Origin of the sequence: Haemophilus parainfluenzae (genome assembly GCF_014931415.1) — a bacterium.
In the GTDB taxonomy this organism is placed as follows: domain Bacteria; phylum Pseudomonadota; class Gammaproteobacteria; order Enterobacterales; family Pasteurellaceae; genus Haemophilus_D; species Haemophilus_D parainfluenzae_AF.
This window is the reverse complement of sequence record NZ_CP063121.1, coordinates 786,416-805,864: the sequence shown is the minus strand read 5'-3', so window position 1 is coordinate 805,864 and position 19,449 is coordinate 786,416. Positions and strand designations below refer to the sequence as shown.

22 protein-coding genes are annotated in these 19,449 nt (G+C 40.9%); 15 read left to right on the top strand and 7 right to left on the bottom strand.

Annotated features, from left to right (window positions below):
• Nucleotides 1-144: 144 nt before the first annotated feature.
• From nudC to glmS, 6 genes are all read left to right on the top strand, one after another.
• Nucleotides 145-939 (top strand): NAD(+) diphosphatase, encoded by a 795-nt coding sequence (gene nudC, locus INP93_RS03955; protein WP_197545197.1) that lies wholly within the window; start codon nt 145-147, stop codon nt 937-939.
• A 10-nt stretch (nt 940-949) separates the two neighbouring features.
• The gene (gene hemE, locus INP93_RS03950) at nt 950-2,014 is read left to right on the top strand and encodes a uroporphyrinogen decarboxylase (protein ID WP_197545196.1); all 1,065 of its coding nucleotides are present in this window, start codon (nt 950-952) and stop codon (nt 2,012-2,014) included.
• Between the two features lie 11 nt (nt 2,015-2,025).
• A complete protein-coding gene (locus INP93_RS03945) occupies nt 2,026-2,616 on the top strand; it encodes a YjaG family protein (RefSeq protein WP_197545195.1) in 591 nt (196 codons plus the stop codon).
• A gap of 138 nt (nt 2,617-2,754) precedes the next feature.
• Nucleotides 2,755-3,027, top strand: a complete 273-nt coding sequence (locus tag INP93_RS03940; protein WP_005696943.1) for an HU family DNA-binding protein — start codon at nt 2,755-2,757, stop codon at nt 3,025-3,027.
• Between the two features lie 126 nt (nt 3,028-3,153).
• Entirely contained in the window at nt 3,154-3,936 is a 783-nt protein-coding gene (locus INP93_RS03935) for a DeoR/GlpR family DNA-binding transcription regulator (RefSeq protein WP_197545194.1), read from the top strand.
• A gap of 50 nt (nt 3,937-3,986) precedes the next feature.
• Complete coding sequence (glmS, locus tag INP93_RS03930; protein ID WP_014064713.1) at nt 3,987-5,819, top strand: glutamine--fructose-6-phosphate transaminase (isomerizing); 1,833 nt, start codon at nt 3,987-3,989, stop codon at nt 5,817-5,819.
• A gap of 64 nt (nt 5,820-5,883) precedes the next feature.
• Here glmS and lpxH read toward each other — a convergent pair whose 3' ends face one another.
• Nucleotides 5,884-6,588 (bottom strand): UDP-2,3-diacylglucosamine diphosphatase, encoded by a 705-nt coding sequence (gene lpxH, locus INP93_RS03925; RefSeq protein WP_070868555.1) that lies wholly within the window; start codon nt 6,586-6,588, stop codon nt 5,884-5,886.
• Nucleotides 6,589-6,675: 87 nt separating this feature from the next.
• Here lpxH and INP93_RS03920 point away from each other — a divergent pair, with 87 nt between their 5' ends.
• From INP93_RS03920 to INP93_RS03890, 7 genes are all read left to right on the top strand, one after another.
• A complete protein-coding gene (locus INP93_RS03920) occupies nt 6,676-7,398 on the top strand; it encodes a 1-acylglycerol-3-phosphate O-acyltransferase (protein WP_049373535.1) in 723 nt (240 codons plus the stop codon).
• A gap of 1 nt (nt 7,399) precedes the next feature.
• Nucleotides 7,400-8,809: a multicopper oxidase domain-containing protein gene (locus tag INP93_RS03915; protein ID WP_197545193.1), complete on the top strand. Its 1,410-nt coding sequence runs from the start codon at nt 7,400-7,402 to the stop codon at nt 8,807-8,809.
• Nucleotides 8,810-8,835: 26 nt separating this feature from the next.
• Nucleotides 8,836-9,321, top strand: a complete 486-nt coding sequence (locus tag INP93_RS03910) for a PM0630 family protein (protein ID WP_197545192.1) — start codon at nt 8,836-8,838, stop codon at nt 9,319-9,321.
• Nucleotides 9,322-9,502: 181 nt separating this feature from the next.
• Complete coding sequence (locus INP93_RS03905) at nt 9,503-10,480, top strand: ABC transporter substrate-binding protein (protein WP_197545191.1); 978 nt, start codon at nt 9,503-9,505, stop codon at nt 10,478-10,480.
• Between the two features lie 21 nt (nt 10,481-10,501).
• On the top strand, nt 10,502-11,299 hold the full coding sequence (locus tag INP93_RS03900; RefSeq protein ID WP_197545190.1) for an ABC transporter permease: 798 nt from the start codon (nt 10,502-10,504) through the stop codon (nt 11,297-11,299).
• Complete coding sequence (locus tag INP93_RS03895; RefSeq protein WP_197545189.1) at nt 11,299-11,991, top strand: ATP-binding cassette domain-containing protein; 693 nt, start codon at nt 11,299-11,301, stop codon at nt 11,989-11,991. The genes INP93_RS03900 and INP93_RS03895 overlap by 1 nt, the downstream gene beginning before the upstream one ends.
• Nucleotides 11,984-13,081 carry an NnrS family protein gene (locus INP93_RS03890; RefSeq protein ID WP_197545188.1) on the top strand — a complete coding sequence of 366 codons (1,098 nt, stop codon included), beginning with the start codon at nt 11,984-11,986 and terminating at the stop codon, nt 13,079-13,081. The genes INP93_RS03895 and INP93_RS03890 overlap by 8 nt, the downstream gene beginning before the upstream one ends.
• Nucleotides 13,082-13,131: 50 nt before the next feature.
• On the opposite strand, the gene INP93_RS03885 is transcribed toward INP93_RS03890, so the two are convergent.
• A complete protein-coding gene (locus INP93_RS03885; RefSeq protein ID WP_054419001.1) occupies nt 13,132-13,515 on the bottom strand; it encodes a MerR family transcriptional regulator in 384 nt (127 codons plus the stop codon).
• Between the two features lie 85 nt (nt 13,516-13,600).
• On the opposite strand from INP93_RS03885, the gene INP93_RS03880 reads away from it, so the two are divergent.
• Nucleotides 13,601-14,212, top strand: a complete 612-nt coding sequence (locus INP93_RS03880) for a cation diffusion facilitator family transporter (RefSeq protein WP_197545187.1) — start codon at nt 13,601-13,603, stop codon at nt 14,210-14,212.
• A 54-nt stretch (nt 14,213-14,266) separates the two neighbouring features.
• On the opposite strand, the gene folB is transcribed toward INP93_RS03880, so the two are convergent.
• Nucleotides 14,267-14,623, bottom strand: coding sequence for a dihydroneopterin aldolase (folB, locus tag INP93_RS03875; protein WP_049368269.1), 357 nt, complete (start codon nt 14,621-14,623; stop codon nt 14,267-14,269).
• A 97-nt stretch (nt 14,624-14,720) separates the two neighbouring features.
• Between folB and plsY the strand changes: the two genes are divergently transcribed.
• Nucleotides 14,721-15,320, top strand: coding sequence for a glycerol-3-phosphate 1-O-acyltransferase PlsY (gene plsY, locus INP93_RS03870; RefSeq protein WP_197545186.1), 600 nt, complete (start codon nt 14,721-14,723; stop codon nt 15,318-15,320).
• A gap of 49 nt (nt 15,321-15,369) precedes the next feature.
• Here the strand turns inward: plsY and rpoH are convergent, their stop codons facing one another.
• The 4 genes from rpoH to narQ form a co-directional block, all read right to left on the bottom strand.
• Nucleotides 15,370-16,212, bottom strand: a complete 843-nt coding sequence (gene rpoH, locus INP93_RS03865) for an RNA polymerase sigma factor RpoH (protein WP_197545185.1) — start codon at nt 16,210-16,212, stop codon at nt 15,370-15,372.
• Nucleotides 16,213-16,357: 145 nt separating this feature from the next.
• A complete protein-coding gene (locus tag INP93_RS03860) occupies nt 16,358-16,669 on the bottom strand; it encodes a DUF2322 family protein (protein WP_049356180.1) in 312 nt (103 codons plus the stop codon).
• Nucleotides 16,670-16,688: 19 nt separating this feature from the next.
• Nucleotides 16,689-17,714, bottom strand: a complete 1,026-nt coding sequence (gene murB, locus INP93_RS03855) for a UDP-N-acetylmuramate dehydrogenase (protein WP_197545184.1) — start codon at nt 17,712-17,714, stop codon at nt 16,689-16,691.
• 9 nt (nt 17,715-17,723) lie between these two features.
• The gene (narQ, locus tag INP93_RS03850) at nt 17,724-19,427 is read right to left on the bottom strand and encodes a nitrate/nitrite two-component system sensor histidine kinase NarQ (RefSeq protein WP_049365257.1); all 1,704 of its coding nucleotides are present in this window, start codon (nt 19,425-19,427) and stop codon (nt 17,724-17,726) included.
• Between the last annotated feature and the right edge of the window lie 22 nt (nt 19,428-19,449).

The window sequence follows — 19,449 nt, the reverse complement described above, 5'->3', positions numbered from 1 at the left end:
TCATTCCTAATTTTAAAGAGAAAAACAGGTTGCTACTGTAGCACAACGAAAACTGACTAGCTATCTTTATCACAGAAATTAAATTCGTTTTTCCGAAAAATCCCTTTTATAATGACCGCACTTTTGAAACAAAAAGAGAAAAATATGAAAGCAATTCAGCCCGAAGATCAGGGATATTGGCTGCTCACCAAAGGATCGACACTTTATTGGCAGGAAAATGATCTGCCTTTCGGAACAGCAAAGGAACTCGGCCTCACAACGCAAAAAGCAATGTTGCTCGGGAAATGGAAATCACAACCTTTATGGCTTGTGGCAGAAAATGATCAAGATGAACGAGAATACCTTTCCTTACGGAGTTTGTTGTCATTACCGACTGAAGATTTTCATTTATTAAGCCGAGGCGTGGAAATCAATCATTTTTTGAAAACCCACCAATTCTGCGGAAAGTGCGGTCAAAAAGCGGAACAAACTCACGATGAGCTAGCGGTTCAATGCACAAGTTGCGGCTATCGTACTTACCCAGTTATTTGCCCTTCGATTATTGTCGCCGTTCGCCGTGGCACAGAGATTTTATTAGCCAACCATAAACGCCATTACACGCCAGGCAAAGCAGGTATTTACACCACGCTAGCCGGTTTTGTAGAAGTGGGTGAAACCTTCGAAAATGCGGTTCGTCGCGAAGTCTTTGAAGAAACGGGTATTCGCATTAAAAATATTCGCTATTTCGGTAGCCAACCTTGGGCATTCCCTAATTCACAAATGGTGGGCTTTTTAGCTGATTACGACAGCGGAGAAATTCAACTGCAAGAAACAGAACTGCATGATGCACAATGGTTTTCTAGCGCTGCCCCCTTGCCAGAATTACCGCCAACAGGTACTATCGCACTCAAATTAATTAATGCTACGCTTGAGCTTTGCAAAGCGGAACAAAATAAATAAAGGAAAGCCCATGTCTGAATTAAAAAATGATCGTTATTTAAAAGCTTTATTACGTGAACCAGTGGATATGACACCCGTATGGATGATGCGCCAAGCGGGACGCTATTTGCCTGAATATAAAGCAACACGCGCTGAAGCGGGCGATTTTATGTCTCTTTGCCGTAATGCGGATTTAGCTTGTGAAGTCACCTTACAACCACTTCGTCGCTATGCTTTAGATGCAGCCATTTTATTTTCAGATATTCTGACTATTCCTGATGCAATGGGCTTAGGATTAAGTTTTGGTGCAGGTGAAGGCCCGAAGTTTGCCCATCCAATTGAAAACAAAAGTGCAGTCGAAAATTTACCGATTCCTGACCCTGAAGGCGAACTTCAGTATGTGATGAATGCTGTGCGCACAATTCGTCGTGAACTAAAAGGCGAAGTGCCATTGATTGGTTTCTCTGGTAGCCCGTGGACACTGGCGACTTATATGGTTGAAGGCGGTAGCAGCAAAACCTTCAATAAAATCAAAAAAATGATGTATGCCGAACCGCAAACTTTGCATCTTTTATTAGATAAAGTAGCAGATTCCGTGATTTTATACTTAAACGCTCAAATCAAAGCCGGTGCACAAGCCGTCATGGTATTTGATACTTGGGGCGGTGTGTTAGGTCATCGTGAATATTTAGATTTCTCTTTGCAATATATGCACAAAATCGTCGATGGTTTAATTCGTGAATACGATGGCCGTAAAGTGCCGGTGACTTTATTTACCAAAGGTGGCGGCTTATGGTTAGAAGCCATGGCAAATACAGGCTGTGATGCGCTCGGATTAGACTGGACAGTGAATTTAGCGGATGCGAAAGCACGCGTAGGCCATAAAGTGGCACTACAAGGCAATATGGATCCAAGCGTGTTATATGCACCAGCTGAGCGTATTGAGCAAGAAGTGCGGTCAATTTTAGCTGATTTTGGTCAAGGCAGCGGACATGTATTTAATTTAGGTCATGGAATACACCAAGATGTGCCTGAAAGTGCACCAAAAATCTTCGTAGATGCAATTCATGAGTTCTCTAAAGCCTATCATAAATAAGCGAGAAAAAAATGCGAAATCCGATTCACAAGCGTCTCGAAAATCTCGAAAGCTGGCAACATCTGACCTTTATGGCTTGCTTATGCGAGCGTATGGCACCTAATTTTGCCCTATTCTGCCAAATGACGGAACAAAAGCCTGCAGACAAAACCTATCACAACATTTTAAACTTAGTGTGGGAATTTCTAACAGTTAAAGAGGCAAAGATTAATTTCGAGAACCAATTAGAGAAACTTGAAGAAATCATTCCTGATGTGAATGATTACGACTTCTTTGGTGTAGTACCCGCTCTCGATGCTTGTGAAGCGTTAGGTGAATTATTGCACGCAATTATCGCGGGCGAGACACTAGAAAAAGCAGTTCAAATTAGCCAAATTTCATTAGGCACAGTTTGTTCTTTGTTAGAAACACAAGAAGATCGTGATCTTTCTGAGACTGAGCTAAAAAGCCGTGAAGAAATTGAAGAAGAACTTGACCTTCAATGGCAAATCTATCGCTTACTTAAAGACTGTGAAAAACGCGATGTAGACTTGATTTTATCCCTTCGCAACGAGATAAAGCAGGAGGGAATCTCCAATATTGGTATAAAAATTGAGCAATAACGTGAGATTTGTCACAATTTTTGCAAATCGGGCTTTTATTTCCCCCCAAGTTCGATTAGACTTTGCCAAGCCGTAGCAGTTAAAAGCTACGCTTATTTAAATAGAGTCAAATTTTAATTTAACAGAAGGTACAAATTTATGAACAAAACAGATTTAATCGATGCAATTGCAAGTGCAGCTGAATTAAACAAAAAACAAGCTAAAGCTGCATTAGAAGCTACTTTAGCCGCTATCACTGGTAGCCTTAAAAAAGGTGAACCTGTTCAATTAATCGGTTTCGGTACATTCAAAGTGAACAAACGTGCAGCACGTACTGGCCGTAACCCACAAACTGGTGCAGAAATCAAAATCGCAGCATCTAAAGTTCCTGCATTCGTATCTGGTAAAGCATTAAAAGACGCAATCAAATAATTTGTCTTAAAACGGATTTTAATTAAACCCTGCTTTGTCAGGGTTTTTTGTTACCTAAATTTTAGCTTTACAATCATTATTTTGCCGATATAATTCCGAACCAAAACTTATTGTGGAATATAAATAATGAAACGAAACATTCAACACCGAAATACTCAACAACGCAGACATGCCATCATGCAACTTCTGCAAGAACAAGGTGAAGTCAGTGTAGAGCAACTCGTACAGTTATTTGACACCTCTGAAGTGACGATTCGAAAAGATCTCACTGCATTGGAAAGTAATGGTTTCCTTCTTCGTAAATACGGTGGTGCCATTTTAATGCCACAAGAAATCATCGAAGAAGAACAAGATAATGAACTTTCGCAACGAAAGTTAGTCTTAGCAAAGGCAGCTGCAGAACGTATTCGTGATCACAATCGCATTATTGTGGATAGTGGCAGCACAACCGCCGCCTTGATTAAACAGCTTAATCGTAAACAAGGCTTGGTTGTGATGACGAATTCGCTTTCGGTGGCCACCGCATTACGTTCACTCGAAAATGAACCGACGCTCTTAATGACGGGAGGCACTTGGGACACGCGTTCCGAATCCTTCCAAGGCAATATTGCCGAGCAAGTGCTACGTTCTTATGATTTTGACCAATTATTTATTGGTGCTGATGGCATTGATTTAGAACGGGGTACAACGACATTTAATGAGTTGGTTCGCTTAAGCCAAGTGATGGCTGAGGTATCTCGCGAAGTGATTGTGATGGTGGAATCACAAAAAATTGGCAGAAAAATGCCAAATGTGGAATTAACCTGGCAGCAAATTGATGTGCTGATTACCGATAACAAATTATCTCAGGCCAACAAAGAAGCCATAATGGCGCAAGGTGTGGAAGTGATTTGTGTGGATGTAGCATAAAGTGCGGTCAGAAAAACAAGACTTTTAATTTTATTAAATAAGGAAAAACTATGTGTGGTATTGTTGGTGCGGTAGCACAACGTGATGTAGCAGAAATTTTAATTAATGGTTTACACCGCTTAGAGTATCGTGGTTACGACTCAGCAGGTGTTGCTGTCGTGGATCCAAACCATGAATTACACCGCGTACGCTGCTTGGGTAAAGTAAAAGCCCTTGATGAAGCCGTTGCAGTAAAACCATTAATCGGCGGTACAGGGATTGCTCACACCCGTTGGGCAACTCATGGTGAACCGTCTGAAGCTAATGCTCATCCGCATACTTCAGGTAACTTTGCTGTTGTCCATAACGGTATCATCGAAAATCACGAAGAATTACGTGAATTACTGAAATCACGTGGTTATGTGTTTAATTCTCAAACCGATACCGAAGTAATTGCTCACCTTGTTAATTGGGAAATGCGTACCGCCTCAAATCTTCTTGAAGCAGTCCAAAAAACCGTAAAACAACTTACTGGTGCATACGGTATGGTGGTATTAGATCGCGAGCATCCAGAACATTTAGTGGCAGCGCGTTCAGGCAGCCCGTTAGTGATTGGTTTAGGAATTGGTGAAAACTTCCTTGCATCTGACCAACTTGCGCTATTAAGCGTAACTCGTCGTTTCATCTATTTAGAGGAAGGCGATATTGCAGAAATCACACGTCGTACCGTGGATATTTACGATGCAAATGGTCAAAAAGTAGAACGTGAAGTGCACGAGTCTAACCTTGAAAATGATGCAGCAGAAAAAGGCAAATTCCGCCATTTCATGCAAAAAGAAATCTATGAGCAACCAAATGCATTAATCAACACCATGGAAGGTCGTATCCTTCATAACAACGTGATTGTGGATGCTATTGGTAATGGCGCAGCTGAAATTTTAGAAAAAGTTGAACACATTCAAATTGTGGCTTGTGGTACCTCTTATAATGCAGGGATGACTGCTCGTTACTGGTTTGAAGCACTTGCTGGCGTAAGCTGTGATGTTGAAATCGCATCTGAATTCCGCTATCGCAAATTCGTGACTCGTCCGAATAGCTTGTTAGTGACTATCTCTCAATCTGGTGAAACAGCGGATACTCTTGCCGCACTTCGTCTTGCAAAAGAAAAAGGTTACATGGCAGCCTTAACGATCTGTAACGTATCAAGTTCATCTTTAGTACGTGAATCTGATCTTGCCTTCATGACACGTGCAGGCGTTGAAGTCGGTGTGGCATCAACCAAAGCCTTTACCACTCAGTTGGCCGCATTATTAATGTTAGTCACTGCCATTGGTAAAGTAAAAGGCAATATCTCAAACGAACAAGAAGTGGAAATTGTAAAAGCGTTACAATCACTTCCGGCTGAAGTTGAAAAAGCCCTTGCATTTGATAAAGACATCGAAGCATTAGCAGAAGACTTCGCAGAGAAAAACCATGCGCTTTTCTTAGGTCGTGGCGAGTTCTACCCTATCGCAATGGAAGCTTCATTGAAATTAAAAGAAATTTCTTATATCCATGCTGAAGCTTATGCGGCAGGTGAATTAAAACACGGTCCATTAGCCTTAATCGATGCAGACATGCCGGTTATCGTGGTCGCACCAAACAATGAATTACTTGAAAAAGTGAAATCAAACATTGAAGAGGTACGTGCTCGTGGTGGGCAACTTTATGTGTTCGCTGATAAAGAAGCAGGCTTCACACCAAGCGAAGGCATGAAAATTATCACGATGCCAAAAGTGAATGAAATTATTGCGCCAATTTTCTACACCGTTCCTATGCAATTATTGTCATACCATGTGGCATTAATTAAAGGAACTGACGTGGATCAACCTCGTAACTTAGCGAAATCGGTAACCGTAGAATAAAGTGCGGTTGAAAATCAGCACGTTTTAATACAAAAAAGCACAGGTTTAATCCTGTGCTTTTTGTTTAAATAAACCGATAACCGTTTTCTGTTACTTCCAGAATTGAAGCATAATCTTTTCGCCAATCGCCTAACACAATTCGCGTGTACCCTTTTTCCTGATGAATGGCTTCTCGATGCGTATGACCGTGAATTAATCGATTTACGCCAAATTCTTTTACGGTTTGTGCCGTAAACGCTAAATTCACATCCATGATATCCAGTGACTTATATTGCTTATCTTGTTTACTCTTCGCGCGAATTTTCTCTGCAATTTTTAACCGCACTTTTAATGGCAAGCATAAAAACAATCTTTGTCGCCATTTTTGATGCACCTTCCGGCGAAATTGTTGATATTTCACATCATCAATACATAAGGTATCACCATGACAAATTAAGGTTTTCACACCATAAAGATCAACACAATGATAGTCAGGCAATAACGTTAAACCACAATCTTGTGCAAATTTTTTCCCTACCAAGAAATCTCGATTACCATGAATGAAATAACAAGCTATGCCCTTTTCTGTTAGGTTTTTTATCAACTGTTTTACTTGTGAGATTAAAGGTGACGTTTCATCGTCACCAATCCAAAAATCAAAAAGATCCCCCAAAATATAAACCGCTTGCGATTCTTGTGCTTGGTTTTGCATAAAATCACAAAAAAGTGCGGTTAATTCCGGATGCGTTTCGCTTAAATGAAGATCTGCAATAAAATAAATGGGTTTCATAACTATTCCGTCATTTTTTTCATTAGATTAGCACACATTTTTGTGTAATTTGCTATACTTTCCAAAAATTTTAATTAGGTATTTTCTATGTTAAAAATCGCCAGAATTCTCATCGTTGCACTTTGTTGTATTTTAATTTGTGTGCTCGGTACGATCTATTCCTTTATTCGTTTCAAAAACCCAAGCAATGTGGGCGTTATGGCTCGCTGGTTTGGTCGTTTATACCCTTTATTTGGCTTAAAAGTAGAACACCGTTTTCCACAAAATAAAGAGAATATGCCGCGTTGTATTTATATCGGTAACCACCAAAATAATTTCGATATGGTGACCATCTCTTACATGGTATTACCTCGTACGGTAAGTGTGGGTAAAAAAAGCCTAATTTGGATTCCTTTCTTCGGTATTTTATATTGGGTAACCGGCAATATTTTCTTGGATCGTGAAAATCGTTCTAAAGCACACAGCACCATGACTGAACTTGCTCGCCGTATCAATAAAGACAATCTGTCAATTTGGATGTTCCCTGAAGGTACACGTAGCCGTGGTCGTGGTTTATTGCCATTCAAAACCGGTGCATTCCATGCTGCAATTGCGGCTGGCGTACCAATCGTGCCAGTAGTATGTTCGACGACTCACAACAAAATTGATTTAAATCGTTGGGATAATGGTAAGGTGATTTGTGAAATGATGGATCCAATTGATGTGTCATCCTACACAAAAGACAATGTTCGCGAACTTGCTACTTACTGTCACGATTTGATGGAAAAACGCATCGCTGAACTCGATGCTGAAATTGCACAAGGAAAATAATATGTTGCGTCTTTCTCGTCGCCAATTATTAAAAACTACCGCAATTTCAACCGCACTTGCTGCCACACCTCAATCGGTATTAGCGGCATCCCGTGAAAAATTAACCATTCCACCGTTGATGGAAACGAAACGTGGTCGCCCCATTATTCTTAATATGGAAGAAACCGGCTATAAGCTAGATGGTTCCCATAGCGTCAGTGTGTGGGGCTTTAACGGCAATTATCTTGGCCCCACTATTCGCATCAAATCGGGTTCCTTTGCAAAACTCAATTATCACAACAATTTGCCACAAAGCATTGCTCTCTCTATTCAAGGATTGCAAGCCAGTGGCGAATTATTCGGTGGTGCTGCAAAAGTCCTAAAAAAAGGGGAATCTTGGGCACCGATTATCCCAATAGAGCAACCTGCCGCAACTTGCTGGTATCGATCTGCAACCCTGGCCAACTCGGCTTATCAAACCTATCGCGGCATTGTAGGAATGTGGTTGATTGAAGATGATCAAAGCCTAAAATCACAGCTTCCTCATAAATACGGCGTGGACGATATTCCATTAATCTTACAAGACATGGAATTTAACGGCGACGGATTACAATTATTTAAGCAAAATCAACCGCACTTTGTCGGTAATCGTCTTCTTGTGAATGGACAAGAAGCGCCTTATCTTGACGTCCCTCGCGGCTGGGTGCGTTTACGCTTACTCAATGCCTCATTGGCAAGAGCCTATGATCTCCGTTTAGATAACGAACAAGACATGTTGCTTGTTGCAAGAGATTTAGGTTTTTTACCACAAGGTAAAGCGATTAACTCTCTTATTCTTGCACCGGGTGAGCGTGCAGAAGTATTAGTTAATTTAAGCGAAGGAGAAGGTGTATCACTCATCTCTGGGGCTAAACGTGGTTTCTTCGACAAAATCAAAAATGTGTTCAGCTCAGGTAATGATTTTGCAGATAACACCGTTTTAGAACTTCATCCACAAGGTGAAATCTCTGCATTCAGCAAAAAAATGAATGAGTCATTCAATACTGATGCCACAGCTATACTCGAGAGTAAAATCGCCCAAGAACGCACCTTTGAATTGGATGTAACGAATGGCTTAATCAATAAACAACGCTTTGACCCGCGCCGTGTTGATGTTTCAGCTAAAGTCGGTACCGTCGAACGTTGGGTCATCAACAGCTCGCTACCAGTAGGTTTCACTATTCAAGGCGCTAAATTTGTGATTGAAAGCCAAGATGACACCAACGTTGATTTGTCGGAACTAGCCTGGAAAGATACGGTTTGGGTGAAAAAGAAAGCACAAATTTTAGTAAAATTTGAACAACCTTCGTCAAATACTCATCCCTTCTTATTTGGCTCATCCAATTTAATGCTGGCAGATATGGGATGCCTTGGTATAATGATCGTTCAATAAAATAATGATATAAAAAGGAATCTAACATGAAAAAAATCTCAACATTCGCTTTAATTGCAACCCTATTTTCAACAGCCACATTTGCTGCATCACCAGAATCAAAAGACACTGCTAAAGATACGGCAAATGAGCCAACTATTTATCTCTCTGTGTTTGATAGAACTCAGGAGCCATCACCTGATTTAAATAAAAAAGAAACCTCTCGTTCCAGTAAAGCTGAGAAGGTATGTTGGCTCGCAACAGGTCATTTTGGTAAAAAAGCAACGGTAAGTGAAACCTTTAAAGCTCAAGCCCAAAGTGAATTCGCCAGTTCGATTGAAAATGCGAAAGTGGTGTCATCACCAAATAAAAAACTCCATACCATCACTTATACCAGACCAACATTAGAAAATGGTAAATACATGATGAACTGCTGGACATTCGACCGAAGAGATCCAATCGGCAAATATGTGCTGACTGTCAAAATCGGTAAACACGAATTTGAAAAACAAATTTTCTACGTGACTGAGTAAGAAAAACACTCAAAAAAACGACCGCACTTATATGTGTGCTGTTTTAAGACTAAGGCAAAGACCGTCTGAAATTCAAATTTCAGGCGGTCTTTCTTTACTTTAGTCATCTCCAGTAAGATAATTAATGAAAACTATTATCAAAATATAGGCGTTAGACTTGTTTCATCATAAGGAGATAGCTATGGCACTGAATAGACGTGATTTTTTAAGAATGAGCGCAGCACTTACGGCAGCGGGCATGTCGCCTTCTCTCTTTGCGGCAACAAAAGAACAATTTACCATTTATGGTGCACCGGCGATGCCAAGTGTGACCATTGCAGTGGCGGCAGCACAAGGTAAATTAGCCAAACAAGCGGATGTCGCATTAGAGATTTGGCGTTCACCTGATCAACTACGTGCAGGTGTAGCAAGTGGTCAATTTAAAGTGATGATGAGCCCAAGTAATGTGGGCGTGAATTTACGTAATCAAGGGCAACAAGTTGGCATGGTGAATATTCTGACTAATGGCATTACGCAGTTGATGTGTAAAGATACGCCTATCACTTCACCGCAAGAATTAATAGGTAAAAAAATCCTTGTGCCATTTAAAAACGATATGCCAGACATCGTATTACAAGCTTTACTGAAAAAACTAAATATTGATATTAATAAAGTAGAGATCACTTATGCGGCCACACCAACTGAGGCGATTGGTTTGTTCTTGCTTAAAGATTTCCATGCTGCCATTCTGCCAGAACCGATGGCGAGTGCCGTTGTGCAGAAAGCTAAAATTGTCGGTACAGAGATTGTGCGAGGCTTTGATTTAGTGAAAGAATGGGGACAAGCGTTTAACACCAAACCGCTTATTCCAATGGCTGGCATTATTGCTAACGAAGAATACTTCCACGCACATAAGGCAGAATTTGATCTATTCCATCAAGATTTAAGTGATGCGTTAAACTGGATTATGGCTAACCGCAAAAGTGCGGCTGAAATTGGCGCTAATTATCTGCCAGCACCAGAAGCCGCTATTGAAATGGGTTTAGACGGTGCACGCTTAACAGTAACCAAAGCCAGTGAACTGAAAAATGAAATCATGCAATTCTACGAAACCTTGATGGAGTTCAATCCAAAACTGTTAGGTGGTAAATTGCCAGATGACAAATTCTTCTTGGCTTAATTTGAAACAGAATCACAACACATGATTAAAACTGACAAAATCCGTAAACCACAACCTGTGCTGTTTTACATCATCGACTATCTCTGGAGCGGCTTTACCGGCTTGAGTGTGGCGATGATGGTGGTTGCCTTGTGGGCTTGGGGCAGCGCAGTATTTGGTGAATTTATGCTGCCTGCTCCCGCGGATGTTTTTCAAAAAGCCCTTGATCTGCTTGAGCATTTCCAACAAAACGAAATCGGCATTTCGTTATGGCGTGCTGTGGTGGGTATTACCATTGCCTTAGTCGCTGGCTTAGCCGCTGGGCTGATTGCGGGCAGCTTTAAAACCGCTATGGCATTGCTCAAACCCGTCATTACGATTTTGTTAGCCATGCCGCCAATTATTTGGGTCGTGATGGCATTATTTTGGTTTGGCTTTGGCAATCCAAGTGTGCTATTTACCATTATCGTATTAGTCGCCCCGCTGACCTTTGCCAGTGCAGCTATGGGCATGGCAAGTGTCAACAAACAACATGAAGAATTGTTTGATGCGTACAAACTCGGGTTGTGGAAAAAAATCCGCTATTTGTATGTTCCCCATCTCACAGGCTATGTAATTTCCAGCATTGGCGTCGCGGTTGCCATGGGCGTGAAAGTCGTGATTATGGCTGAGCTTTTGGGTGCCAATGAGGGTGTAGGTGCCAAAATTGCTGATGCCAGAGCCATGTTAGATACGTCAACGGTCATGGCTTATGTGTTGTTGGTGATTGTGTTTGTTTCCCTCTTTGAATATTTGATTACCAAGCCATTGGAAATCCTGTTTATGCCGTGGAGAAGATAATGCTGAGTTTAAAAAATGTGCGTTTTGAAATTCTCCGTGATCCCATCGTGCGCGATTTCAGTATGGATTTACAACCGGGCGAAGTGAAAACTTTATTCGGCCCAAGCGGTTGTGGCAAAACGACAGTGCTGCGTTTGATTTCAGGTTTAGAAACGCCAAAATCGGGCGAAATCAAGAATACATTCCGTAAAACGGGGTTTCTGTTTCAAGAAAACCGTCTATTAGAAAATCTCACTGCCATGCAGAATATTGCCATTTTTATGGATAATCCTAATGAAAATGAAATCATTGCGCTGGCAGAAAAGATCGGACTTTCTTCGGGTGATTTGAATAAATACCCGACCGAATTATCGGGAGGAATGGCAAAACGCGTAGCATTTTTGCGTCTACTACTATGTGGCTGTGATTTAGCCTTATTGGATGAACCTTTTATCGGTTTGGATCGCGATTTACGTGATATTTTAGCCACCATGTTAGTCGAGAAAATTGAGCAACAAGGCATGGCCTGTATTTTAGTGACGCATGATCGTTTTGAAGCGGCTCGATTAAGCCGAGAGATCATGCAGCTTTCTCCAAAAGGGATGGATGTGCAAAATGTGATTACCTTGCCAACGCCATTATCCGAACGCAATTCAGCCTTTGAAGAAACCGTAGTCGCACGCGAATTTCAAGGAATCCATTATTATGAATAATTTCTTTACCCATCCGATGCGACCCTTTTTTGTTGGTGCAGCCATTCTTGCGATTGTGGGGGCGTTGAGCTTTTTCATCAGCCCCGATGATCTCATCCTACATCGCAAAATTTTCTTAGAATTTATGCTACCAGCTGCATACGGCGGTTTTCTGACGGCTTCCATGCTTGAGTGGACAAATTACAAAGGTAATTTAAAACCTATTGCGACGATTTTAGCCGTGCTCTTGCTTTCTGGATTGGTGTTATTGCCATTCTCCCCGCAAACTGCCTCGTTTTTAGTGGCTGCTTATTGGCTCGCACTGTTACTCTTTTGTGCTTGGCTGTTTTGGTTGGATCGCAATACCGACAATTTTACTTTACTGATATTACTTGCCGCATTTACAGTTTGTCAGACTGCTTACGCCATGACTGATAGCCTGAAATTATTGCGGGCACAGGTGCATTTGAATATGGCGGCAGTGATGTTTGTATCGATTCGAGTGAGCATTCTATTAGGCGCAGAAGCACTGAAAGAAAGCACATTAAAAGATCCCGTATTTATCCCGAATGTCGTGTATAAAAATATCGCAATTACATTCTTGCTGATCCATACCGCAGCAGAGCTCTGGTTGCCTGCGCAAACAGCTGCTTTTACTGCCTTTGCCGTTGGCTTTATCTTGCTGGCCAAGTTACGCGAATTACATCACCACGAACTCCTACGTAAACATTACGTACGCACTTATTATTTCCTTCAATTGTTCGCCGCGATTGGCTATTTGTGGATGGGCATCGATAAATTAATTGATGAGCCTACTGCCGATCCGTTACACATGGTGACACTCGGCGGGATTCTCGGCAGTATGATGATGATTTGGCTCACCGCGGGATTATGGCATAGTGGCTTTACGAAACTGGATTACCCAAAACTCTGTCGCCTTGCCGTGCTTTGTCTTTTCACGGCGGCACTTTCCCGAGCTTGTTTAATGTATGTAGATGAGCTGTTTTTTATCACGATTCCCGCTATTTTAATTGCCATTGTGTTTGTGCTGTATCTTGCAACCTTTGTGCCTATATTCCGAAATAATGCCTTTACAGATGATCCGGAATAATGACCAATCCGCACATCCACGTGCGGATTTTTAATATTTTTTGACCGCACTTAATAGGCTTTTAATTGAGCCATGGCTTTACAATCTGCAGCTTGATGATCATCTTCGGTAATTAAACTTTGTAGAAAATGTTTAATTTCGGTCAGTTCGGCAATTTTTTCTTCAACTGAAACCAAATGTTTCGCCAACATGCTATCCACTTCGCAATGTTGAGATTGCTGTGTTTTCAACGCATTAAAATATTTAATTTCCGCCAAGCTGAAATCTAACGCTCGGCAGGTTTTTATAAATTTTAATTGCTTCAAACTGGCTTCATCATAATCTCGATAACCGTTTGCCAGACGTTTAGGCTCCGGCATTAACCCCATTTTTTCATAATAGCGAATGGTTTCTAAATGAATACCGCTTTGTTTACTGAGTTCATGAATCTTCATCTTGTTAAAATTAAGCCTTGACCTTGTAGTTGCTACGGACTTTATACTTTATCCAAAATTAATCAAAGACACAATGAGGAGCAGTATGTCCGAACATCATACCCATGAACACCATGACCATTCATCTCATGCGCATATTCCACAAGATAAAAAAATCTTAGCGCTCAGTTTTGCCATCATTACGAGCTTTATGGTTGTCGAATTTGTTGGTGGCTATTGGTTTAACAGTTTGGCGCTCATGGCTGATGCCGGACACATGGCAAATGATAGCTTATCGTTATTTTTAGCCTTGTTAGCGTTGTTTCTATCCGCTCAAAAACAACGATATATTGCCTTACTTAATAGCGGCTCATTGATTGTCGTGGCATTGATGATTTTATTTGAGGCGATTCAACGCTGGCAAAATCCCATCGAGATGATGGCATTACCGATGCTTGGCGTGGCATCTTTAGGATTATTGGTGAACCTTCTCGTGGCAAAGATCATGTTGAACAGCGATCATGATAATCTCAATATCAAAGCGGCGTATCTACATGTACTGACCGATTTATTCGGTTCCATTATTGCCATTCTTTCGGGTCTCAGTGCCTATTTTCTGGGATGGTTATGGGTTGATCCACTAGCAAGCATGATATTAAGCGTACTGGTATTAAAAAGTGGGATGAGTGCGTTCCGTTTGGCGCTTAAAAACATCTAAAAAATGAACCGCACTTTGTTTTGAGATTAACAAAGTGCGGTCAATTTTCCGCGATTATTTCAATTCGCCTCGTTCTACAATAATTCCGACATTATTTGCTTGAGCAACCGCTTTAGGTTTGCTTAATTTCAGACGTAACCATGAAATCCCAAAACGTTGTTGTAATTGCTCTGCTACTTCATAAGCTACTCGCTCAATCAATAAAAATGGCTTAGCTTGAACATAATCTAAAATAAATTGGCTCACTTCGGCATAATTTAGGCAGTATTGCACATCATCCATTTCTGCAGCTTTTCGACAATCCCATGCCATTTCCAAATCAAAAACAAGCTTTTGTTTAATTTGCTGTTCCCAGTCATACACGCCAATTTGTGCGAAGACCACTAATTCTTCAATAAAAATTCGATCCATCTCTCATTCCTGTAAAAATATAGTGGGCTTATGCTATCAAGTTTGGTTAAAATAACGAACAAGTTTTTCAAAGACAATCAAGATTGTGGAGCACAAAATGAGCCTATTTGCCCTTTTTTATATGATTTTTGCTTATTTACTGGGTTCGATTTCCAGTGCAATTTTGATTTGTAAGGTTGCTGGTTTACCTGACCCACGAAAGAATGGTTCTCATAATCCAGGTGCAACCAATGTATTGCGTATTGGTGGACGTTGGGCGGCGCTCGCAGTATTAATTTGCGATATGTTAAAAGGGATGCTACCGGTTTGGGCGGGGTATTATTTAGGGCTCACGCAATTTGAATTAGGCATGGTGGCATTAGGAGCCTGTTTAGGACACATTTTCCCTATTTTCTTTCAATTTAAAGGTGGGAAAGGTGTCGCGACCGCATTCGGTGCCATTGCGCCCATTTCTTGGGGTGTAGCGGGAACAACGTTAGGGACGTGGTTGTTGGTCTTCTTAATTAGTCGCTATTCTTCATTAAGTGCGGTCATTACGGCACTTCTCGTGCCATTTTATGTTTGGTGGCTTAAACCTGAATTTACCTTCCCCGTTGCCTTAGTTTGTTGCTTACTAATTTATCGCCACCATGACAATATCCAGCGCTTATGGCGAGGCCAAGAAGATAAAATGTGGGGAAAATCCAAAAAGAAATAAATAAAAAAACCTGTCGATAATCGACAGGTTTTCTTTTTATCAAAACGGCTTAGAAATCAACCGCACTTTTAAGCTTTTTCAATGCGTTGGCTTCAAGCTGACGAATACGTTCTGCAGACACATTATATTTTGCTGCAAGATCATGAAGAGTCGCTTTTTCATCATCTAACCAACGTGCTTTGATAATCTCTTGGCTACGTTCATCAAGATTTGCTAAGGCTGTACCTAATTTTTCTGTCGCTTGTTCTTCAAAGTTTTCACTTTCAAGTTCTGCCGCAAAGTTTGAGCTTTTATCTTCTAAATATAAAGAAGGTACATAAGCTTCGTCATCATCGTCTGTTGGCAAATCAAAGCCCACATCAGCCCCTGTCATACGAGATTCCATTTCGATGACATCTTCTTTTGATACGCCAAGCTCATTCGCCACCATATCCACTTCGTTTTCATTGAACCAACCTAAACGTTGTTTCGTTTTACGTAGGTTAAAGAACAATTTACGTTGCGCTTTCGTAGTCGCGACTTTCACAATACGCCAGTTACGAAGGACATATTCGTGGATTTCTGCTTTGATCCAATGCACCGCAAAAGATACAAGGCGAACGCCCACTTCTGGATTAAAACGTTTTACCGCTTTCATTAATCCGATATTACCTTCTTGAATTAAATCTGCTTGTGGTAATCCATAACCTGAATAACCACGTGCAACATGAATAACAAAACGTAAGTGTGATAAAACTAATTTTTTCGCTGCTTCAATATCACCGTCATAATACAAACGTTCTGCTAAGCTTTTTTCTTCCGCTGCAGTTAGCATCGGATATTCGTTTGCTGCTCGAATATAACCTTCGATGCTACCTTGAGGTACTAACATCATTTGAGTTTCTTTATTCATTCTTCTCCTCACAGCATGCGGAGCAACGCCCCGACTCATTAGTTATTTGTTATTGTATAACAACTATTGTCATTATACCTCAATTTGTTTTATTTGACAGTTTTTAACGATTGAAAGTTCAGATTAATCACTAAAAATTTTCAAATTATTTTAATGGTACAAGCGAATAAACCACATCTTCCGCCACCACTTTAAACAATAAGTCAATATTGGGATGTTTTCCAGGGTTTTGTTTCGCATCTTCAACATGTTCGGCAAACCATTCAATGCCTTGCTGCGCAGAAGTGCGGTCTAATTTCCCATTAAATTTTTCTGCTAAGGCATTATAAAGACGGAGCGAGCCAAGTTTACCTGGTGCTGCCGGAATATGATGAATCACGGTTTCACCGTTTAATACGTCTAAACCTGTTAGATGATCAATGCTTGGTAAAGTCTCTAAAATGTCTTTAAAGTTCATGATTGCTTTCCTCTATAAATTAACTGATGGCTTGCTCTGAATTCACTTCGCCATTTGCGCCCATAAAGCGTACCTCTGGCTGTAAATACACACCAAATTTATCTGCCACGGTTTGACGGATATGATGCGCAAGCTTCACAACATCCTGACCTGTGGCATTACCTTTATTAATCAGTACTAACGCTTGTTGTTGATGAACTGCTGCACCACCGATTTGAAAACCTTTTAAATGGCACTGATCGATTAACCAACCCGCAGCAAGTTTCACAGAACCATCCGGTTGTGGAAAGTGCGGTAGATTTTCTACCTGTTTTTGGATTTTCGCAAATTGTGCTGCACTCACCACTGGATTTTTGAAGAAACTGCCGGCATTACCAAACTCTTTTGGATCAGGCAATTTGCTGCGGCGAATATGGCACACTTCATCAAACACTTGTTTTGCCGTCACGGTTTGAGGATCAAAATTCACTAATGAGCCATATTTTAAAATCGGTTGCCAATTTTTGGCTAATTTCAATCCAACCGCCGTAATCACATAACCTTGTGCATATCGGTGTTTAAAAATACTTTCGCGATAACCAAATTCACATTCACTTGCCTGTAAGCGGAATTGTTCGCCTGAGTTGAGATTCAACACCTCCACGTAACCACATACATCTTTAAATTCTACACCATACGCACCAATATTTTGAATCGGTGCTGAACCGGCACAACCTGGAATGAGTGCAAGGTTTTCTAAACCATTAATTCCTTGTGAAAGCGACCATTCCACTAACTGATGCCAATTTTCGCCACCATTAACATGCAAATAATGGTAATCTCTATCTTCTGTATGTTGAATACCCGATAAACGGTTAACAATTACAACACCTTGGAAATCTTCTAAAAACAGCATGTTGCTGCCTTGACCTAAAAATAAGACAGGGAGATTTTCAGCTTGCGCTTTTTGCCAAGCTTGTTGGATTTGTTCAATCGATGTGGCTTCAATGATTTCACGTGCATTTGCCGGAATATTGAAGGTGTGAAACGGTTGTAAACTTTGCATTAACTTTCCTTAAAAAAACGTGTGAGGAAGCGTGATTTTTACTTGCGTACCACCTTGCTCCCTTTTTGAAATTGTAAGCTGAGCATTTAATTGGCGACTGCGTTCAGTCATGATATTTAAACCATAATGCCCTTCTGGCTCGTCTAACGTCGGAATCCCTACGCCATTATCTTGCACAAGAATTTCGTATTCCCCTTCTGCATTGATGTGTGCTTTTACCTCAATCAACGTACCTTTTGAGTGTTTAATCGCATTCAGCGTTGCTTCACGCACAATTTGCAGAACGTGCACTAATTCTTGTGGATTTAAACTTTGTGATGGCAAACTGCAGTCCACCGTCATTTGCATCTTCGTTTGCGAACGTAAACTTTCGATAACTTGCTCCAAAGCAACCTGTAGGTTGGCTTCTTGTACCGTTAAACGGAAGGTCGCTAATAATTCTCGTAATTGAGAATACCCATCTGATAAAGCTTGTTCAAATTCACCAATGATCGCAATGCTTTTCTCTTTTGATTCCTCGTCTTCTTTCTTCAAATTATGCTTTAACAGCGTTAATTGAATTTGTAAGAAAGACAGCACTTGCGCCAAAGAGTCATGTAATTCCCGTGCAATAATGGACCGCTCTTCCATCAATAAGAGTTGCTCTTGCTGGCGTTGCGTTTTGTGCGAATACAACGCTTTTGCCACCATTTGTCCTAAGTTTTTCATCATGCGGGGATCAGGACAAGGCAAGCCGGCTTGCCACGAGAGCACAGCCAAGTTTTCATTTTCAATAGAAAGTTCTTCGACTTGAAGTGATTGTTTAGGATCTTTTTGACCAAAAGAAATTTCCCAATGTTCCGAGCCAAAAATTTCTAACTCAATGTAGCGTAAATGTTCGCTGACACGAATATGATTGAGCACTTGGCTGAGAATTTTATCATTAATCTTTGTGGGCGTAAGCAACTGCGAGCTTTGATAAAGCGTCGTTAAAGAGCGGTTAGTTTGGCGCAACTTTTGCGTTTTCTCATTAACGGCATCTTCTAAACGTGAATAAAGTCGCCCTAATTCCGAGGACATTTGCGTAAACACTTTCGCCAAAACACCAAGCTCATTACCACTTTCTGTATCAAGCTGGATATGTTTAAACTGCCCCATTTGCACTTGCATACTGGCTTTGGTCATCAGCTCTAAAGGCTTCACTACTTCGCGCTTTAGATACCAAATGACATAAGACACCATGGCCAAAATTAACAACATCGACACGCATAGCACTGAAACCGCACTAATCCATTTTTGTTCAGCAAAGCGTTGTAATTCCAACACGAAATCGTCGACATCTTGTACATAACTTTTCAGTTCTGCATGATATTTTTCGATTTGATGCGCACGGGCGAAATCAGACATCACCGCCCAGCGTTGTAGAATTTTTTGATAGGATTCCCTCACCCCTGAAGGTGCGAAAAGCTGATTCTGCACAGAAAGCAAGGCCTCTGCATTGAGGCTACGTTGATAACGCACCAGATTCTGTTCGACTGTATCCGGCGAACGTTCCATTTCCGTTAATAGTCGATAACTTTGCATACGCAAAGAACCGGAGATATTAATGGCTTCCGCATCCGATTTATTGCTTGCCATCACGAGTAAACTCAACGAGCTAATAATGCCCATGAAGATAATGACCACAAATAAATATTTAGCAATACGGGTAGAAACTGAACGTTTGGCGTACACGATAACTCTTCAAAATTAGGAA